The organism is Brevundimonas intermedia (assembly GCF_027922165.1).
Lineage (GTDB): Bacteria > Pseudomonadota > Alphaproteobacteria > Caulobacterales > Caulobacteraceae > Brevundimonas > Brevundimonas intermedia.
Genome location: NZ_BSFD01000002.1, coordinates 480,931 through 499,599, shown reverse-complemented (window position 1 = coordinate 499,599; position 18,669 = coordinate 480,931). Strand labels below are relative to the sequence as shown.

Sequence of the window (18,669 nt, the reverse complement as noted above, 5' to 3'; positions counted from 1 at the left end):
GCAGGCTCTGCGCGGCGGAACGAAAGCGACCCGGATGAAAGTTTAGAGGAGAAGAACAATGCGTCTTCTAGTGGTAGGCAGACTGAGCGGACAGCTCGCTTCGGCGGTGAAAATGGCCATGGCGCACGGCGCCAAGGTCAGCCACGTCGAGCGCGCGGACCAGGCGACCGAGCAGTTGCGACGAGGGCAGGGCGCCGATCTGCTGATGGTCGATTACCAGCTCGACATCGCGGCCCTGATCGCCGCGAACGAGGCGGAACGGATCACGGTCCCGGTCGTGGCCTTCGGCGTTGACGCCGACGCCCGCGAGGCCGCCGCAGCGATCAAGGCCGGGGCCAAGGAGTTCATCCCCCTGCCGCCGGACGCGGAACTGATCGCCGCCGTTCTGGCCGCTGTCGCCGACGACGAGAAGCCGATGATCTCGGCCGACCCGTCGATGAAGGCGGTGCTGCAGCTGGCCGATCAGGTGGCGCGCTCGGAAGCCTCGATCCTGATCACCGGCGAAAGCGGCGTCGGCAAGGAGGTGATGGCGCGCTATATGCATGACAATTCGCGCCGGTCGGAACGCCCCTTCATCAGCGTCAACTGCGCCGCCATTCCCGACAACCTGCTGGAATCCGAACTGTTCGGGCACGAGAAGGGCGCCTTCACCGGCGCCGTCGCGCGCCGCATCGGCAAGTTCGAAGAGGCCGACGGCGGAACCCTGCTGCTGGACGAAATCTCGGAGATGGACGCCCGGCTTCAGGCCAAGCTGCTGCGCGCCATCCAAGAGCGGGTGATCGACCGGGTCGGCGGCTCCAAGCCCGTGCCCGTCAACATCCGCATCATCGCCACCTCCAACCGCGATCTGGCCCGCGCTGTGTCGGAAGGCACGTTCCGGGAAGACCTGCTGTACCGCCTGAATGTCGTCAATCTGCGTCTGCCGGCCTTGCGCGAGCGTCCGGGCGACATCGGGGTTCTGGCCGAGCATTTCATCAAGAAATACGCCGCCGCCAACGGCGTGCCGGTTCGACCGATCTCGGCGCGCGCGCGCCAGGCCATCAGCGCCCACCGCTGGCCCGGCAACGTCCGCGAGCTGGAAAACGCCATGCACCGGGCGGTGCTGCTGGCGACCGGCCCGGAGATCGACGTCGATGCCATCCGCCTGCCGGACGGCCAGCCCCTGACCCCGGCTTCGGGCATGATGGGGGCGGCCTCGGCGGGGCATGAAAACCCGTACGGAGGCGGCGTCGCCGCCCGCGCGGCCCAGGCGGCCGATGCGGTGACGCGCAGCTTCGTCGGTCAGACGGTGGCGGCGATGGAAAAGACCTTGATCCTGGACACCCTGACCCACTGCCTGGGCAATCGGACCCATGCGGCCAATATTCTGGGCATCTCGATCCGCACCCTGCGCAACAAGCTGAACGAATACGCCGACGAGGGCACGACCATTCCCGCCCCGCAGTCGGGCGTGTCGGCCTCGGGATATGCGGCCTGATCATGAAGTCCGGGCTGGACAGGCGGATGCTGATCGCCGGCGCGGGCGCGCTGGGCCTGATCGGCTGTAAACCGGCCCGTCCGATCGAGGCGGCTGCGGATGAAGGGCCGGAGGTCTTTCTGAATGATCTGGAGGCGCGCCACGGCGGCCGCCTGGGCTTCGCCGCCCTGGATGTCGGCAGCAGCCGGCGCGTGCTTTGGCGCGCGCAAGAACGTTTCCCTTTCTGCTCGACCTTCAAAGCCTTCCTGGCCTCGGCCACCCTGGAACGGGTGCAGCGGGACGAGGAACAGCTGGACCGCCCCGTGCGGATCACCGCAGCGGACATGATCTCCCATGCGCCCGTCACCGAACTGGCCATCGGCCGCACCCTGACGATCCGCGAGCTGATGCAGGCGACGGTCGAGGTCAGCGATAATCCGGCCGCCAATATCCTGATCCGCGAAATGGGTGGAATCGCCGTATGGCGTTCGTGGTGGCCGACGTTCGGCGACACCACCACTGTGATCTCGCGCCTGGAGCCGGACCTGAACACCGCCCTGCCCAACGACCCGCGCGACACCTGCCTGCCCGAGCAGACCTTGGCCAATATTCGCGAGATGGCCTTCAGCGACCGGTTGACGCCGGAACACGACGCCCTGCTGAACGGCTGGCTGACGGCTTCGCCGACTGGTCCGAACCGGATCAAGGCCGGCGTTCCCGAAGGCTGGACCGTCGCCCACAAGACCGGGACCGGCGCCAACGGCACGGCTAACGACATCGCCATGCTGACCCCGCTGAGCGGTTCGCCGGTCATCGTCGCCGCCTATTTCACCGGCGCGATCGAGGCGACCGACGATCAGCGCGACGCCGTGATCGCCGAGGCGACTCGCCGCGCCCTGAAGGCGCTGGGCCGTGACTGATACGCCTTTGATGATGAAAGACGGCATGGCGCGCCCCACCGGGCGCGACGTCCTGGGCTGGGTCAACCGCGGCGAAGTTCTGATGGCGGTCGGCGTGATCGGCGTGATCATGCTGCTGATCCTGCCGGTCCCGAAGATGCTTCTGGACCTGCTGCTGGCCATCTCGCTGGTCTCGTCGGTGCTGATCCTGATGACGGCCGTGATGATGAAGCGGCCGCTGGACTTCGCCATCTTCCCGACGGTCCTTCTGGTCTCGACCCTGTTCCGACTGGGCCTGAACCTGGCCTCGACGCGCCTGATCCTGACCCACGGCCAGGAAGGCCACGACGCCGCCGGTCAGGTCATCAACGCCTTCGGTCAGTTGATGATGGGCGGCAATTTCATCATCGGGGTGATCATCTTCGCCATCATCCTGGTGGTGAACTTCGTCGTCATCACCAAGGGCTCGACCCGGATCGCCGAAGTCTCGGCCCGCTTCACGCTGGACTCCATGCCGGGCAAGCAGATGGCCATCGACGCCGACCTGTCGTCGGGCCTGATCACAGAGGACCAGGCCAAGCTGCGCCGCAAGGAGCTGGAGCAGGAATCGACCTTCTTTGGCGCCATGGACGGCGCCTCGAAGTTCGTGCGCGGCGATGCCGTCGCCGGCCTGATCATCACCTTCATCAACGCCATCGGCGGTATCCTGATCGGTACGCTGCAGCACGGCATGCCGGCGATGGAGGCCGCCAATACCTATGTTCAGCTGACCATCGGCGACGGCTTGGTCACGCAGGTGCCGGCCATCATCATCTCCATCGCCGCAGGCTTCCTGGTGTCCAAGGCGGGCGTTGAGGGCACGGCGGACAAGGCCATGGTCACCCAGCTGGCCACCAACCCGGTCTCGCTGGGCGTTGTGTCGGGCGCCGCCGGCCTGATCGGCCTGATCCCCGGCATGCCGCTGATCCCGTTCGCCGCCCTGGCGATCGGCTCGGGCTTCATGGCCTGGAAGTTGGGACGCGGGCGATTGAAGCCCCAGCCGACCGAGGCGGAGCTCGCCGCCGCCGCCAAGCCGAAGGAGGAGGTCGAGGAGCCGATCAGCAATGTTCTGACCATCGACGAGGTGAAGATCGAGTTGGGCTATTCCCTGCTCAGCCTGATCAATGATCTCGAAGGGCGCCGGCTGACCGATCAGATCAAGGCCCTGCGCCGGTCGCTGGCGCAGGAATACGGCTTCGTCATCCCCCAGGTCCGCATCCTCGACAACATGCGTCTGCCGACCCAGGGCTACGCCATTCGCATCAAGGAAATGGAAGCGGGGCAGGGCGAGGTGCGTCTGGGCCACCTGATGGCCATGGACCCCTCCGGTCGTCAGGTCGAACTGCCGGGCGAGCACATGCGAGAGCCGGCCTTCGGCTTGCCGGCGACCTGGATCAACGAGAACCTGCGCGAGGAAGCCACCTTCCACGGCTATACCCTGGTCGATCCCTCGACGGTGCTGACGACCCACCTGACCGAGATCCTCAAGGAGAATATGGCGGACCTGCTGTCCTACAGCGAGACCCAGAAGCTGCTGAAGGAACTGGGCGTCGAAGAGAAGAAGCTGGTCGAGGAGCTGATCCCCACCGTCGTCACCGTCACCACGCTTCAGCGGGTGCTTCAGTCCCTGCTGCGCGAAAAGGTCTCGATCCGCGACCTGCCCGCCATCCTGGAAGGCTTGGCCGAGGCTGCGCCTCACAGCACTAGCGTCACCACTCTGGTTGAACACGTTCGTGCGCGGCTGGCCCGGCAGCTGTGCTGGCAGCATCAAGGGGGTGACGGCGCCCTGCCGATCGTCACCCTGTCGCCCGAGTGGGAAGCCGCCTTCGCCGAGAGCCTGGTTGGCGGCGGCGAGGACAAGCAACTGGCCATGGCGCCGTCACGGCTTCAGGACTTCATCCGCACCGTGCGCGACACCTTCGAACGGATCGCCATGTCCGGCGAAAACCCCGTCCTGCTGACCGGCCCGCAGACCCGCCCCTATGTCCGTTCGATCATCGAGCGGTTCCGGGGCCAGACCGTGGTCATGAGCCAGAACGAAATCCATCCCCGCGCCAAGCTGCGGACGCTGGGTCAGGTCTAAGGGCCAGGTCTGAGGCTCAGTTGGCCACCGTCCAACCGCCGGCCGAGGCGTTGCGCGCCACGTCATTGACGGGCCGGGCGACCAGGCCCGATTGGGTGATCCAGACCTCGTACCGGGCGCCGTCGGCCATGGGCATATAGGCGGCCGATCCGTACAGGGTGTCGGCGGCGTCGACATAGGGGCGGTACCGGCGGATCGCGTCCCAGGCCTCGACCTTGAAGGGCACGGCGCCGTTGCGAGCGTTGGACGCCGCCGCCAGATCATAGGCGCTGCGTTCGCCGTGTAGTTCCTGCTCAATGGCGCGGTATCGGCCGGACAGCCGATCCAGCCTGTATTGCGAATCCAGACCCATGACGTTGGCCCAAGGTTTCCATTTGAGAACCTGGGCCTCGATCCGCCAGTCGTCGCCGTGAACCGGATAAAGGGCGCCGGCGTCGGCCGTCTGTCCCTGGACCGTCGGCTGCGTCAGGTTGATCTCGTAATATTGCGGCCCGAGCTGGCGCAGGGCCAGGGTCGCGACCGGGCGCTCATAGGTCAACCGCTCGTAGGTCTGCAGGTTCATGCCGAACAGGGCGGCCAGCGACGCCGCCCAGAGGGCACCCCCGCCGAACAGCGCGCCGGCTACGCCGCGAAAAGGCTTTCCGCCGGACAGCGCCCTCAGCCCTCGGATCAATACGACAAACCCGATCAGCGCCACCGCCGCCGGCAAAACCCACCACCACCAGATCATTGTCCCGCTCCCCACGTTAGACCTGCCCCCGCAGGGTCCAAGCCAAGCCATATTAACCCTAAGTCGCCAAACGCCCTCAGGTTTCGTGCAACAGGCGTTTGACGCGCGCGGCTACGCCGCTAATGCTCCGCGCCATGACACCTCGCTCAAGCCAGAACTGGTCGCGTTTCAGCGACTTCGTGCGGACGCCGTCGCTGGTGCGCTCGATCACCGCGCTCCTCACCCTGGCGTTCTTCCTGCTGCTGACCGTCAATGTCGCCAGTTTCGTGATGATCCAGCGAACGGCGACCATCAACGACTCCATCGAGAACGCCCAGCGAATGCGTCGGGCGTCGCGGACAGTCCTGATCGCCATGCTGGACGCCGAGACGGCCCAGAGGGGCTTTCTTTTGACCGGACGGACCGACTTTCTTCAACCGTTTGAAGAGGCGCGCGGAGAGATCGCTCCGGCCTTGAGGTTGCTGGACGCAGGCGCGGCCGCGGATCCTTCGCTTCGGCCGTATGTGACGCGCATTCATGCCCTCGCCGACGCCAAGTTCGGCGAGATGGACAAGACCTTGAACCTGACTCGAGCCGGCCGGATCGGCCAGTCGATCCAGTTGGTGCGATCCGGACAGGGCAAGCGCTATATGGATGAGCTCCGGGGCACGATCACGGCGTTCGACACGCTGAAATCGACTCGTATCGCCGAGCGCACGCGGACGTCGGAACGGCTCGGCGTCCTGACCGTCGCGATGAACGCCATCGCCGGCCTCTTAGTGCTGGTGCTGGCGATCCTGTCGGCCTGGGTCGTCCGCCGTTATGTCGCAGAGATCCAGAGGGCCCGCGAAGAGCTGGACGCCCTGAATGCAGGGCTGGAGGACACGGTGCGGGACCGCACGGCCGCCCTGACCCGCGCCAACGACGAAATTCAGCGCTTCGCCTATATCGTCAGCCACGACCTGCGCGCGCCCCTCGTCAATGTGATGGGCTACACCTCCGAGCTGGAGCAGGCCGGCAAGGTCATAGACAAGGCCATCGCCGAGGCGGAGACACACCGACCCGTGGCGCCAGACGTTGTCATGGCCGTCCGCGAGGACATGCCCGAGGCCATCGGCTTCATCCGCGCCTCGACCGAGAAGATGGACCGGCTGATCAACGCTATCCTGAAACTCTCGCGCGAGGGACGGCGCAACCCGCTGCCCGAGACCCTGGACATGACCGCCATGGCCCAGAACATCGCGGACAGCGTTCACCACCAGACCGAGGCTTCAGGCGCACGGATCCTCGTCGAGGACCTGCCGCCGATCGAAAGCGACCGTATTTCGATGGAACAGATTCTCGGCAATCTGATCGACAACGCCGTCAAATATCTGGATGCGGGCCGTCCCGGCGAGATCATCGTCTCGGGCGAGGAGGTCGCGGGCGGCTGGGTGGTCTATCGGGTCGCCGACAACGGCCGCGGCATCGCCCCCCGCGACCATGAACGGATCTTCGAACTGTTCCGCCGCTCCGGAAAACAGGATCGCGCCGGCGAAGGCCTGGGGCTTGCCTTCGTACGCAACAGCGTGCGCCGTATCGGCGGCACGATCGATGTGGAGTCCGAGCTTGGCAAGGGCTCGACTTTCCTGCTGAAATTCCCCAAACGACTGATCCTGTCGGAACCCGGAGGCGTACTGTGACGCAAGCCGTCAAAATCATCATGGTCGAGGACGACCACGGTCACGCCAAGCTGATCGAAAAAAACATCCGTCGCGCCAACATCAACAACGAGATCAAGCATTTCGACGAAGGCGGCGCGGCCCTCGATTATCTGTTCAGCCCCGAGATACTGGCCAATGGGCCGCTGCTGATCCTGCTGGACCTCAATCTGCCCGACATGTCGGGAACGGACATTCTGGAGCGGGTCAAGGGTGACGATCGCCTGAAGCGCGCGCCCGTGGTCGTCCTGACCACGACGGACGACAAGGTCGAGATCCAGCGCTGCTACGATCTGGGCTGCAACGTCTATATCACCAAGCCTGTGGACTATGAGTCCTTCGCCGGCGCGATCCGCCAGTTGGGTCTGTTCCTGTCGGTGATGCAGGCGCCGGAGATCGAGTGATCGAAACCTCGGGCGCCATTCGCCTGCTCTATATCGACGATGATCGCGGTCTGTCGCGCTTGGTCGAGAAGGAGTTGGGCCGCCACGGCTATGCCGTGACCAGCGCCCCCGACGGGGACGCGGGCCTGGCCCTGCTTGCGGTCAACGAATACGACGTCTGCGCCCTGGACCACTATATGCCCACCCGCGACGGGCTGGACGTCCTGCCGGACATCCTGGCCCTGACCGCGCCGCCGCCCATCGTCTATGTCACCGGCGCCCAGGACGGGCGGATCGCCGTCGCCGCCCTGCGCGCCGGCGCCGCCGACTATGTGATCAAGGACGTCTCCGAGGACTTTACCTCCCTGCTGCGTTCCGCGCTCGAGGACGCCCTGCTGCGCCGCCGGCTGCAGCGTGAAAACGAGATCGCGCAGGAGGAAATCCGCCTGGCCCGTGACCGCGCCGAGGCCATGCTGCGCGAGGTCAACCACCGCGTCGGCAACTCGCTGCAGCTGGTGTCCAGCTTCATGTCCCTGCAGATGCGGCACATCGACGACGAGCGCGCCCGCGAAGCCCTGCGCGAATGCCAGGCGCGGATCGAGGCCGTGGCCCACGTCCATCGCCGCCTCTATACCTCGGGCGACATGAGCCGCGTGGCCATGGACGATTATCTGGAAGGGCTGATGGACGAACTGTCCAAGTCGGTCGGTCCGGGCGAGGGCTCCCCCCGTCTGGTCGTGGACGCCGCCCCCATGTGGGTCACGACCGACCAGGCCGTGTCCCTGGGCGTCGTCGTCGCCGAGCTGGTCACCAATGCTGTGAAATACGCCTATCAGCCGGGGCAGGGCGGCGAGATCCGCATCAGCCTGAAACCCGATGGCGAGCATCGCGCCATATTGACTGTCGAGGACGACGGTCCCGGCCTGGGCGACGGAACGCCCAAGGGCACCGGCCTGGGCGGCAAGATCATCTCGGCCATGGCCTCGGGCCTGCGCTCGGCGGTCGAGTTCGACGGGGCTCACAAGGGCGTGCGCGCCAGGCTGGCCTTCGACCTCTGAGGTCGGACATCCGTCATGCTCCAGTTTGGCCTTCGCAATCCCGCTCTTGATTACCGCCATCGCGCGACCGCCTTCGGCGTCGTTGAACGTGAAGGCCTGATCGCCTGCGTCCGGGTGGAGCGTCCGGCCGGCGCCTATTTCGACCTGCCCGGCGGCGCGGTGGACGGCGAGGAAACCGAGGTCGAGGCGCTGGTGCGCGAGTTCGTCGAGGAAACGGGGCTCTGCGTTGCGCCCATGAACCGCATCGCCGAAGCCGGCCAGTATCATCTGAAGAGCAACGGCGAGCCGCTCTATAATGTCGGCGGCTTCTGGACTGCATCGGTCACGGCCGAGAACCCCGACGCCAAGTGCGAGGAAGACCACACCCTGGTCTGGCTGGAGCCGACCGTGGCTCTGTCGCGCCTCCGCCACGACGCCCACGCCTGGGCCGTCGCGGTCTGGCTGCGTCGGGCAAGCTGAACCTTACGGAACAAGGCGGGCGATCGTCCCGTTCTCCTTTCACGTCCCGGCGCCATGACGGCGTCGCTCGAAAAGGAGAATTCCCATGGCTGATCATGACCGTATCGAAGGCTCCGCCAAGAACATCGGCGGCAAGATCAAGGAAGGCGCGGGCAAGCTGACCGGCGATTCCAAACTGCAGGCCGAAGGCAAGGCCGATCAGGTCGAGGGCAAGGTCCAGAACGCCGTCGGCGGCGTGAAGGACAGTCTTCGCGACAATCGTAACTGATCAAACCCGATCAGGATGAAGTCAGGGTCGCCGGTTCGCCGGCGGCCCTTTCTTTTGGTCAAAGGCGGATGTGTATGGCCCGCCGATGGAGCGGCGTCAGGATCAGCGTCACCACCGAGACCATCAGGACGGCGCAGGCGAAGGAGGCCCAATACGGTTCTCCGAACACCGACAGCATCCGGGCGTTGAGCCAGCCTTGCGGCGTTCGCTGAACGGCCTCGGCGCTGGGGAGCAGGGGCAGGCCGTACAGTCGTCCCAAAAGGGTCGAGAGGACGAAGGCGGCTATGGCGTTTCCGCCCAGGATGCGGAACGGCGTCGACAGCATGTCGATGACCCTTTGCCCTGTAACCGCTATTAAGGCGGCCAGGACCATGAATGAAAAGCCGCTGCTCAGGAGGGCGAAGCTGGAGGTCCAGATCCGCTTGTTGATGACGAAGACCGGGTCCAGCGCAAGGCCGATGAGGAGGAGGCCGAGGCCAGAGCTGGCCAGGATCAGCGGCGCCCGCGCAGCTCGAGTGGAGACGACGTGTCCGGCCAAAACCCCGAACAGCACATTGGTCGTCGCTGGCAGGGTCGAGACCAGGCCCTCCGGGTCATAGACCACCGGCCCGCCCGGCTCGGCCCAGCCCAGCGGCCACAGATGCGGAGGCGTAAACACGGCCCGATCAATGAAGGCCCCCAGGTTGCCTTCTGGATCCAGTCGTCCGACGCCGTAGCCCGGCACGGGCGTGAAGGTCAGCAACAGCCAGTAACCGATCAGCACCGTAACGATGACAACGGCCACGGGGGCGGGACGCAGGCTGATCCGCTGCGTGGCGATCCGTCCGGTGGCGACGACGGCGAGCACCGCCAGACCATAGCAGAGGGCGATCCGCTGCAGCACCCCGGGCAGGCGTAGATGTCCCAGATCAGCCTGACCCGGCCCGCCGCCGCCCAAGGCCAGGCTCAGATTATAGGTCGCCTCCAGAACCAGCCCCAGCGCGATCAGCAACAAGACCCGCTGTCCCACCCTGAGCCAGAAGGCGCGTTGCGCCGCCGGATCAAAGGCGCGCGGAAAGGACAGGGCGATGGCCAGGCCCACGCTGAACAGGAATGTCGGAAACACCATGTCGGCCAGGCGCCAGCCGTCCCATGCCGCGTGCTGCAACCCGCTCCACGTCATTCCCCAATCGCCCGGGCTGACCACCAGGATCATCCCCGCCACCGCCAGGCCACGCAGCACATCCAGCGCGGTCAGCCGTTCACCCTCACCCGAACTCATCGCTGCCCCCTGACAAACTCAACGAAATTAGCACGGCTGAGAACGTTCTCAAACACAGTGCTGACGAGGGTTGGACCAGGGCGACATACAAGCTTTGCGCCGGGATCGCGCGCCTTGGCTTTGGAGGACGGCGAACCGTCAGTCGTTACCCCACAGCTTCAGCTTCAACCCCTTGTCCTCCGTCTCACCGACCGGCCGGCATTCGGAGCTGAAGCCCCCCTCGACAGGACGGGGGCGGCAGTCCACCTCCTTGGGCAGGGGAGAATCCGTCGGCGCGCGGGATTGGGGGCCGCATTGCAGCCCGTAGGCCGAGCCGCCGCGTTCCGCGGCTTGAGTCATTTGACAGTCGCCCGCCATGCCCGCCGGGCGCAGGGCGTCGGGCAGGTCCGGTCCCAGGGCCAGGGCGAGCTGGGCCCGCACCTCGGCCTGACACACCTCCAGCGACCGGGCGCCGCGTAGCTGCGGACTGCACCGCGCCCGCTCGTAGCCGAACGGATCGGCGAGCCCCCATTGCGGCACGGTGTGCGCCGCCAGGGGCGGGGGCGCTTCGGCGACGGCGACGGGCGGCGTCTCCCAGACCACGGCCGGGGCGGCCTGTTGGGCCAGAAGAAACAGAGCGAAGGCGGCGAGCATGTCTCAGGCCTCTCTTACACTATCCAGGGGGCGGTTCGCCCCGGACGCGAAAACTACCTTGTCAGCGCCCGCATCGCCTTGTCGAGCCCCTCGAGCGTCAGCGGGAACATTCGGTCGTCCATCACCTCGCGCAGCAGGCCGACGGAAGCGGTATAGCTCCAGTACCGCTCCTGCACCGGGTTCAGCCACACGGACTTTTCCCACTGCTGTCGGGCCCGCTTCATCCACACCGCGCCGGCCTCCTCGTTCCAGTGCTCGACCGAACCGCCCGGCATGGTGATCTCATAGGGCGACATGGTCGCATCGCCGACGAAGATGGCGCGCCAGTCGCCGGGATATTTGTTCAGCAGGTCCCAGGTTGCGATCCGCTCAGTATGACGCCGGCGGTTGTCCTTCCAGACGCCCTCGTACAGGCAATTGTGGAAGTAGAAGAATTCCAGGTTCTTGAACTCGGTCCGGGCGGCCGAGAACAGCTCCTCCACCAGCTTGATATGCCCGTCCATGGACCCGCCGATGTCCAGGAACAGCAGGACCTTGATCGTATTGCGCCGCTCGGGCCGCATCTGGATGTCCAGCCAGCCCTGGCGGGCCGTGCCGTCGATGGTGCCGTCGATGTCCAGCTCTTCCGCTGCCCCTTCGCGGGCGAACCGGCGCAGCCGACGCAGCGCCACCTTGATGTTGCGCGTGCCCAGTTCGACCGTGTCGTCCAGGTTCCGGAACTCGCGCTTCTCCCACACCTTGACCGCCCGGCCATGCCGGCCCGGTCCGCCGATGCGGACGCCCTCGGGATTATAGCCGCCGTGGCCGAAGGGGCTGGTCCCGCCCGTGCCGATCCATTTCGACCCGCCGGAATGGCGTTCCTTCTGCTCCTCCAGCCGCTGTTTCAGAGTCTCCATCAGCTTGTCGAAGCCGCCCAGCGCCTCGATCTGCGCCTTCTCCTCGTCGGTCAGATATTTTTCGGTCAGTAGCCGTAGCCAGTCCTCGGGGATGTCGGTGGTCAGGTCCTCGCCCGCGCCGATCGATTCGACGCCCTTGAACACGGTCCCGAACACCTGGTCGAACCGGTCATAGTGTTTCTCGTCCTTGACCAGCACCGCGCGCGACAAGTGATAGAAGGCCTCGATCTCGCGCCCGGCCAGGTCGCGATCCATCGCCTCCATCAGATGGAGCCATTCCTTCATCGACACCGGAACCTTGGCGTCGCGCAGGGCGGTGAAGAAGGGCAGGAGCATGGCTACACTATACGACGGCGTCGTTGACGCCGTCATGTGGCTTAGTTCTTTGGTGGCGGAATGCTGGAAACCGACATCAATCCAGCAGTCAAGGCGATGGTGTCTGCATCGGCGACGGGGCCGGATGCGCGGGTCTTGAATGACCATCCATCGATATGAGTGAGGATGATGAAGGTTGAAGCGTCCCATCCGTAGGGATGACGTCCCTTGAACGCGGCAAAAAGAGGCGTGGGGCGTCCCTCCACCGATGCTACACCAAAGGCTCCCGTAAGCGGCTGCACATTGGACCAGTTATCTCGAATTCCCGCCACGGAACTGGCCATGTCCTGCGCTTCGCTCGGCATCACCTGATAACGGGTGGCGTAGATTGTGAAAGTCGCGCCCATAAGGGTGCTGCCGCAACTGACGTCGTCGCCACGGTTGGGCGTCATACGGCTTTGCGGATAGATGCGAACGACATTGCCTCTTGCTGCGGCGTCGAAGATGCAGATCATGCCGCTGGCCTTGTGGCGTAGCCGGGTGACCCCGTCTTCAGTGATATTGTCGAACACGTCGGCTGCTCGACCCTCTGCCAGAATGCGATCGCCCTCCGCCTTGGCCGCCACGGGGTCATGTGGAGCGCCGGCGACTTCCTGCGCGGCGACGGGGCTCGCCAAGAGGAAAATTGCAAATAGGGTCGGCGAGATTCGACGTATCATTTCGTCCCCCGGATCAAATATCCCCGGTTGTTTTGATAGGCCTCGTCTATCCGCGCCGCAAGATGAACTCGTGGTCACGCCAGGCGCCGACCGGGTACTCATACTCGCCCGCCTTCTCGAACCCATAGGCGGTGTAAAGACGCTGGGCCTTTTCGTTGCCGCTCCAGACGCCGATCCACAGCGGACCGTGACTATGGGCCTGCATCCAGTCCAGCGACAGGGTCAGCAATTTCGTGCCCAGGCCCAGACCCTGCGCGGCCTGCGACACATACAGGCGCCGCAGTTCCATATGCTCCGGCCGTGCGTCGGGGTGGGGCAGGCTGTTGGGACCGGCGTTGGCGAAGGCCAGCAGTTCGCCGTCCCGCTCGGCCACCCACCAGGCGCAGCCCGGTTCGGCCAGCTTTTTCAGCGTCGGCTCGGGATCGAAACTGGCGTCCAGGAAGGCCTTCAGATCCGCCTCGGGATAGGGGATGCCGAAACCGGTCACGAAGGTGTCGATGAAGGTCTGCCGACCGAGGGCGCCCAGGGGTTCGGCGTCTTCGAGGCGGGCAGGGCGGATCAGGGTCTCGGTCATGATCCGGCTCTACAATGGGGCGAGGCGCGCGTCACCGGCGACAAGGCGGAGGCGGCGGCGTATCGTGACTGAAATGTCCGTGCCCCTGTTCACCCATCCGTCGATGCTGGCCCATGCGCCGGGCGTCGGTCATCCCGAAAGCCCCGCGCGCCTCAAGGCCGTGCTGGATGCCTTGGACGATGCGGGTCTGACCGCCGACCGGCGCGCCGCGACCCTGGCCGAAGTCGCCGACCTGGAGCGGGTTCACCCGGCCGCCTATGTCGCCCGCCTGCTGGACGCCTCGCCGGCGCAGGGGCTGAACGCGCTCGACGCCGACACCGTGCTGTCGCCCGGCAGTGTTACGGCGGCGCGGCTGGCGGCGGGGGCGGCGATCGACGCGGTCCGGGCCGTGGCGCGCGGCGAGATGAACCGCGCCTTCGCCGCCGTTCGACCCCCCGGCCACCATGCCGAGCCGGATCGCGCCATGGGCTTCTGCCTCTTCTCGTCCGTCGCGGTGGCGGCGCGCGTGGCTCAGGCCGAAGGCATGGCCCGGGTGGCGGTGGTCGATTTCGACGTTCACCACGGCAACGGCACCCAGGCCGCGTTCCAGCACGACGACAGCCTGTTCCTCGCCTCGATCCACCAGATGCCCCTGTACCCCGGCACAGGCGCGGCGTCCGAGACCGGCGTCGGCAATATCGTCAACGCCCCTGTTGCGCCCCATGCGGCGCGCGAGGCCTGGCGCGCGACCTTCGCCGGCGGACTGATGCCGGCGCTGGACGCCTTCCGGCCGGACCTGATCCTGATCTCGGCTGGTTTCGACGCGCACCGCCGCGATCCCCTGGCGCACCAGTCGCTGGAGGCCGAAGATTTCGCCTGGGCGACCCGCGCTGTTCTGGAGGTCGCGCGCCGGACCTGCGCAGGCAAGGTTGTGTCCGCGCTCGAGGGCGGTTACGACCTTGAAGGACTAGGCCGCTCTGCGGTCGCACACGTCGCCGCGCTCGGGGAGGAATAGGACGTACAACGCCTTGAAACTTAAGGCCCGTCCGATCGCCATGTCATCCCCCGCCCTGTCCCTCGATTCGACCGAAGACTCTGCCGCCCAGCCGGCCGGGGCCTCTGCGTCCCGCGCCTTAGTCGGCGTGCGGCCGGGCGCCATCACCCTGACGCGCCACGGGGAGCCCGCCCTGTCGCGCAAATGCCTGATCACCGCGCGTCAGTACGGCGACTGGTGGGCGAAATACGAGATCGGCGGCCTGCTGGCCGGCCAGACCCCGCCGCCGGAATTGATCGCCACGGCCCAGGGCGCCGGCGCCATCTACGCCTCGACCCGTCAGCGCGCCCAGGAAACCGCCGCCGCCGTCGCCGCCGGGCGCGAGGTGATGTCGGACGTCCTGTTCATCGAGGCGCCCCTGCCGCCGCCGCCCATCCCCGACTGGATCAGGCTGTCGCCGAAATGGTGGGGCGTGGTGTCGCGCTTCTGGTGGCACGCCTTCGACCACCACGGCGGCCAGGAAACCCGCGCCCAGGCCGAGACCCGCGCCGAACAGGCCGCGCGCAAACTGATCGCCCGCGCCGAAACCGGCCAGGACGTGCTGGTCTTCGCCCACGGTTATTTCAATCACATGGTCGGCGCCCGGCTGAAGGCCGACGGCTGGAAACTGGTGCATAATCAAGGGTTCAAATACTGGTCCCAGCGCCGCTACGAGAAGCGATAGCCGCATCCACCGTTGATGCGGGCTTCGACCCCCTCTAGGGTCCGCGCCATGACCGATACCGCCGCCGCCATCTCTGCAGACCTCAGCTTCGAAGACGCCCTTCAGCGCCTGGAGACCATCGTCTCGCGCCTGGAATCAGGCCAGGCGCCGCTGGAGGAATCCATCGCCTTGTACGAAGAGGGCGCGAAGCTGAAGGCCCATTGCGAGGCCCGTCTGAAGGCGGCCCAGCTGCGCGTCGAGAAGATCGTGGTCGGACCGGACGGTCAGGCCAAGGGCGTCGAGGCGGCGTCGTTCGAATGACGCAGGCGATCACCTTCGACGACTTCATGAAGGTCGACATCCGCGTCGGCCGGATCGTCAAGGCGGAAGCCTTCCCCGAGGCGCGCAAACCGGCCTTCAAGCTGCAGATCGACTTCGGCCCCGAGATCGGCGTCAAGAAATCGTCGGCCCAGATCACCCGCCACTACACGCTGGAAGAACTGGAAGGCCGCAAGGTCGCGGCTGTGGTCAACTTCCCGCCGCGCCAGATCGGGCCGGTGAAGTCCGAGGTCCTGACCCTGGGTTTCCCCGACGCGGACGGCGAGGTGGTGCTGGTCGGCGTGGATCGCGACCTGCCGCTGGGCGGGCGACTGTTTTGACCCATATCCTCGCCGCCAACTCGCCCGAGCAGGCCGTGATCGACCGGGTCGCCGAAGTCGCGGACCTGGTGACCGTGGCGCTCGACGAACTGCTGCCGCGCGCCGAGGGGCCGGAGGCCCGCCTGACCGAGGCCATGCGCTATGCGGCGCTCGGTCCCGGCAAACGGCTGCGGCCCTTCTTCGCCCTGGAGGCGGCGCGGCTGTTCGACATCGACGAACGGTCGGTGCTGCGCGCCGCCTGCGCCCTGGAATGCGTCCACGCCTACAGCCTGGTTCACGATGACCTGCCCTGTATGGACGACGACGACATGCGGCGCGGCCGCCCGACCGTTCACCGCGCCTATGACGAGGCCACAGCGGTCCTGGCCGGCGATGCGCTTCAGACGGCGGCCTTCGACATTATCCTGCACGAGGACACCCACGACGACGCGGCCGTGCGGTGCGAACTGGCGGCGCGGCTGTCGTTGGCTTCGGGCGCGCGGGGCATGGCCGGCGGTCAGATGATCGATCTGTTGGGCGTGCGCGACGACCTGGGCGGGGTGGCCCGGATGCAGCGGCTGAAGACCGGCGCCCTGTTCGCCTACGCCTTCGAGATTCCGCTGATCATCGCCGACGCCTCAGCCCAGCATCAGCACGCCCTGATCAGTTTCGCCCACGACGTCGGACTGGCCTATCAGATCGTCGATGATCTTCTGGATGCGGAAGGTTCGGCCGAGGAGATGGGCAAGGCCGCCGGCGGCAAGGATGCCGCCCTGGGCAAGACCAATTTCGTCACCCTGCTGGGGCTCGACGCGGCGCGACAGAGGGTCGCGCACCTGTCCGACCAGGCTCGTGCCCATCTTGAGCCCTTTGGTCACGAGGCGGAAATCCTCAAGGCGAGCGTGGACTTTGTGCTAAAGCGCCGGTCCTGATACGAAACGTCGATCTCCCTCAGGGGATGATCGATCAGACTTTCAAGGTTTTACCGGCTGATGCCCGACACCCCGCTTCTCGACACCGTCAAGTTTCCCGCCGACATGCGGGGCTTCGACATCGCCCAGCTGAAGCAGCTGGCGCAAGAAGTGCGGGCCGAGACCATCGACGCCGTCTCGGTCACGGGCGGCCACCTGGGCGCCGGCCTGGGCGTGGTCGAGCTGACCACGGCCCTTCACCATGTGTTCGAGACGCCTAAGGACATTCTGATCTGGGACGTCGGCCACCAGTGCTATCCGCACAAGATCCTGACCGGTCGTCGCGACCGGATCCGCACCCTGCGCCAGCCCGGCGGCCTGTCGGGCTTCACCAAGCGCAGCGAGAGCGAATACGATCCCTTCGGCGCCGCCCACGCCTCGACCTCGATCAGCGCCGCCCTCGGTTTCGCCGCTGCGCGCGACCAGAAGGGCGAGAAGAACAAGGTGGTCGCGGTCATCGGCGACGGCTCCATGTCCGCCGGCATGGCCTATGAGGCGATGAACAACGCGGCCGAGGCGACCAACGGCCAGCTGATGGTCATCCTGAACGACAACGACATGTCCATCGCCCCGCCGGTCGGGGGGATGAGCGCCTATTTAGCCGGTCTCGTGTCCGGCGGCGCCTACCAGAACGTCCGTCGGCTGGGCCGTTCGGTCGCCCAGCACCTGCCGCGCCCCTTCCGCAACGCCGCCAAGAAGGCCGAGGAATACGCCCGCGGCATGGTCACCGGCGGCACCCTGTTCGAGGAACTGGGCTTCTATTACGTCGGCCCCATCGACGGGCATGACATGGAGAACCTGGTCCCGATCCTGAAGAAGGCGGCGGCCATCGAGGATCGTCCGGTCTTGGTCCATGTCGTCACGCAAAAGGGCAAGGGCTACGCTCCGGCCGAGAGCAGCGCCGACAAACTGCACGCGGTCGTCAAGTTCGACGTCGTCTCGGGCAAACAGGCCAAGTCCGTCTCCAACGCCCCCAGCTACACCAAGGTGTTCGGGACTGAGCTGATCAAACACGCCAAGATCGACCCCTCGATCGTGGCCATCACCGCCGCCATGCCGTCGGGCACGGGTCTGGACCTGTTCGGTCAGGCCTTCCCCGAGCGGACCTATGACGTCGGCATCGCCGAACAGCACGCCGTCACTTTCGCCGCAGGTCTCGCCGCCGACGGGATGAAGCCGGTCTGCGCCATCTATTCGACCTTCCTTCAGCGCGGCTATGACCAGGTCGTCCACGACGTGGCGATCCAGTCGCTGCCGGTGCGGTTCGCCATGGACCGGGCCGGTCTGGTCGGCGCCGACGGGGCGACCCATGCCGGGTCGTTCGACATCGGCTTCATGGGCGCCTTGCCCGGCATGGTGCTGATGGCAGCCGCGGACGAGGCCGAGCTGGCGGGCATGATCTCGACCAGCCTGGCCATCGACGACCGCCCCAGCGCCTTCCGCTATCCGCGCGGCGACGGTGTCGGCGTCGAGATTCCCGAACTGGCCGCCCCGTTCGAGATCGGCCGCGGCCGGATCGTGCGCGAGGGCACGTCCGTCGCCATCCTGTCCCTGGGCACCCGCTTGCAGGAATCGTTGAAGGCCGCCGATCTGCTGGCGGCCCGGGGCGTGTCCGCCACTGTCGCCGACGCCCGCTTCGCCAAGCCGCTGGACGCCGACCTGATCCTGCGTCTGGCGCGCGAGCACGAGGCCCTGATCACTGTGGAGGAGGGGGCCATGGGCGGTTTCGGCGCCTTCGTTCTGCAACTGCTCGCCGAGAAGGGGGCGCTGGATCGCGGCCTCAAGGTCCGCACCCTGAACCTGCCCGACGTCTTCCAGGACCAGGACGCCCCGACCGCCATGTACGCCCAGGCGGGCTTGAACGCCGAACATATCGCGGCGGCGACCCTGACCGCGCTGGGGGTCGAAGCGACCCGAGCCGTACGGGCCTGA

At 66.4% G+C, this 18,669-nt stretch carries 20 protein-coding genes; 14 read left to right on the top strand and 6 right to left on the bottom strand.

The window, feature by feature from the left end; translation table 11 throughout:
- The first annotated feature begins 58 nt into the window (after positions 1–58).
- The 3 genes from flbD to flhA are packed head-to-tail and all read left to right on the top strand — an operon-like array spanning position 59 to position 4,477.
- Positions 59–1,477, top strand: a complete 1,419-nt coding sequence (gene flbD / locus PKE72_RS05090) for a sigma-54-dependent transcriptional regulator FlbD (RefSeq protein ID WP_271164294.1) — start codon at positions 59–61, stop codon at positions 1,475–1,477.
- Positions 1,478–1,479: 2 nt separating this feature from the next.
- Positions 1,480–2,376: a class A beta-lactamase gene (gene bla / locus PKE72_RS05085; RefSeq protein WP_271164293.1), complete on the top strand. Its 897-nt coding sequence runs from the start codon at positions 1,480–1,482 to the stop codon at positions 2,374–2,376.
- Between the two features lie 10 nt (positions 2,377–2,386).
- Positions 2,387–4,477, top strand: a complete 2,091-nt coding sequence (gene flhA / locus PKE72_RS05080) for a flagellar biosynthesis protein FlhA (protein ID WP_271164683.1) — start codon at positions 2,387–2,389, stop codon at positions 4,475–4,477.
- A 16-nt stretch (positions 4,478–4,493) separates the two neighbouring features.
- Here flhA and PKE72_RS05075 read toward each other — a convergent pair whose 3' ends face one another.
- The gene (locus PKE72_RS05075; protein ID WP_271164292.1) at positions 4,494–5,207 is read right to left on the bottom strand and encodes a hypothetical protein; all 714 of its coding nucleotides are present in this window, start codon (positions 5,205–5,207) and stop codon (positions 4,494–4,496) included.
- A gap of 134 nt (positions 5,208–5,341) precedes the next feature.
- Between PKE72_RS05075 and PKE72_RS05070 the strand changes: the two genes are divergently transcribed.
- The 5 genes from PKE72_RS05070 to PKE72_RS05050 all read left to right on the top strand — a co-directional run bounded on the left by PKE72_RS05070 (position 5,342) and on the right by PKE72_RS05050 (position 9,054).
- Positions 5,342–6,868, top strand: a complete 1,527-nt coding sequence (locus tag PKE72_RS05070) for a sensor histidine kinase (RefSeq protein WP_271164291.1) — start codon at positions 5,342–5,344, stop codon at positions 6,866–6,868.
- Between the two features lie 20 nt (positions 6,869–6,888).
- Complete coding sequence (locus PKE72_RS05065) at positions 6,889–7,290, top strand: response regulator (protein WP_271164682.1); 402 nt, start codon at positions 6,889–6,891, stop codon at positions 7,288–7,290.
- A complete protein-coding gene (locus PKE72_RS05060; protein ID WP_271164290.1) occupies positions 7,287–8,327 on the top strand; it encodes a sensor histidine kinase in 1,041 nt (346 codons plus the stop codon). Before PKE72_RS05065 ends, PKE72_RS05060 begins: the two co-directional genes overlap by 4 nt.
- Before the next feature lie 15 nt (positions 8,328–8,342).
- Entirely contained in the window at positions 8,343–8,786 is a 444-nt protein-coding gene (locus tag PKE72_RS05055; protein WP_271164289.1) for an NUDIX domain-containing protein, read from the top strand.
- 85 nt (positions 8,787–8,871) lie between these two features.
- Complete coding sequence (locus PKE72_RS05050; protein ID WP_271164288.1) at positions 8,872–9,054, top strand: CsbD family protein; 183 nt, start codon at positions 8,872–8,874, stop codon at positions 9,052–9,054.
- A 58-nt stretch (positions 9,055–9,112) separates the two neighbouring features.
- Here the strand turns inward: PKE72_RS05050 and PKE72_RS05045 are convergent, their stop codons facing one another.
- The 5 genes from PKE72_RS05045 to PKE72_RS05025 form a co-directional block, all read right to left on the bottom strand.
- A complete protein-coding gene (locus PKE72_RS05045; RefSeq protein ID WP_271164287.1) occupies positions 9,113–10,315 on the bottom strand; it encodes an acyltransferase family protein in 1,203 nt (400 codons plus the stop codon).
- Between the two features lie 138 nt (positions 10,316–10,453).
- The gene (locus PKE72_RS05040; RefSeq protein WP_271164286.1) at positions 10,454–10,948 is read right to left on the bottom strand and encodes a hypothetical protein; all 495 of its coding nucleotides are present in this window, start codon (positions 10,946–10,948) and stop codon (positions 10,454–10,456) included.
- Positions 10,949–11,001: 53 nt separating this feature from the next.
- A complete protein-coding gene (locus PKE72_RS05035) occupies positions 11,002–12,180 on the bottom strand; it encodes a vWA domain-containing protein (protein ID WP_271164285.1) in 1,179 nt (392 codons plus the stop codon).
- 41 nt (positions 12,181–12,221) lie between these two features.
- The gene (locus PKE72_RS05030; protein ID WP_271164284.1) at positions 12,222–12,878 is read right to left on the bottom strand and encodes a hypothetical protein; all 657 of its coding nucleotides are present in this window, start codon (positions 12,876–12,878) and stop codon (positions 12,222–12,224) included.
- Between the two features lie 46 nt (positions 12,879–12,924).
- The gene (locus tag PKE72_RS05025; RefSeq protein WP_271164283.1) at positions 12,925–13,452 is read right to left on the bottom strand and encodes a GNAT family N-acetyltransferase; all 528 of its coding nucleotides are present in this window, start codon (positions 13,450–13,452) and stop codon (positions 12,925–12,927) included.
- A gap of 73 nt (positions 13,453–13,525) precedes the next feature.
- On the opposite strand from PKE72_RS05025, the gene PKE72_RS05020 reads away from it, so the two are divergent.
- Genes PKE72_RS05020 through dxs form a run of 6 tightly spaced genes read left to right on the top strand, consistent with a single transcriptional unit; the run spans position 13,526 to position 18,669 of the window.
- Positions 13,526–14,446, top strand: a complete 921-nt coding sequence (locus PKE72_RS05020) for a histone deacetylase family protein (RefSeq protein WP_271164681.1) — start codon at positions 13,526–13,528, stop codon at positions 14,444–14,446.
- Between the two features lie 40 nt (positions 14,447–14,486).
- Complete coding sequence (locus PKE72_RS05015) at positions 14,487–15,149, top strand: histidine phosphatase family protein (protein WP_271164680.1); 663 nt, start codon at positions 14,487–14,489, stop codon at positions 15,147–15,149.
- A 48-nt stretch (positions 15,150–15,197) separates the two neighbouring features.
- Positions 15,198–15,449 carry an exodeoxyribonuclease VII small subunit gene (locus PKE72_RS05010; protein WP_271164282.1) on the top strand — a complete coding sequence of 84 codons (252 nt, stop codon included), beginning with the start codon at positions 15,198–15,200 and terminating at the stop codon, positions 15,447–15,449.
- Positions 15,446–15,787 (top strand): tRNA-binding protein, encoded by a 342-nt coding sequence (locus PKE72_RS05005; protein ID WP_271164281.1) that lies wholly within the window; start codon positions 15,446–15,448, stop codon positions 15,785–15,787. The genes PKE72_RS05010 and PKE72_RS05005 overlap by 4 nt, the downstream gene beginning before the upstream one ends.
- Before the next feature lie 35 nt (positions 15,788–15,822).
- On the top strand, positions 15,823–16,698 hold the full coding sequence (locus tag PKE72_RS05000) for a polyprenyl synthetase family protein (RefSeq protein ID WP_271164679.1): 876 nt from the start codon (positions 15,823–15,825) through the stop codon (positions 16,696–16,698).
- Positions 16,699–16,755: 57 nt separating this feature from the next.
- Positions 16,756–18,669, top strand: a complete 1,914-nt coding sequence (gene dxs, locus PKE72_RS04995) for a 1-deoxy-D-xylulose-5-phosphate synthase (RefSeq protein WP_271164678.1) — start codon at positions 16,756–16,758, stop codon at positions 18,667–18,669.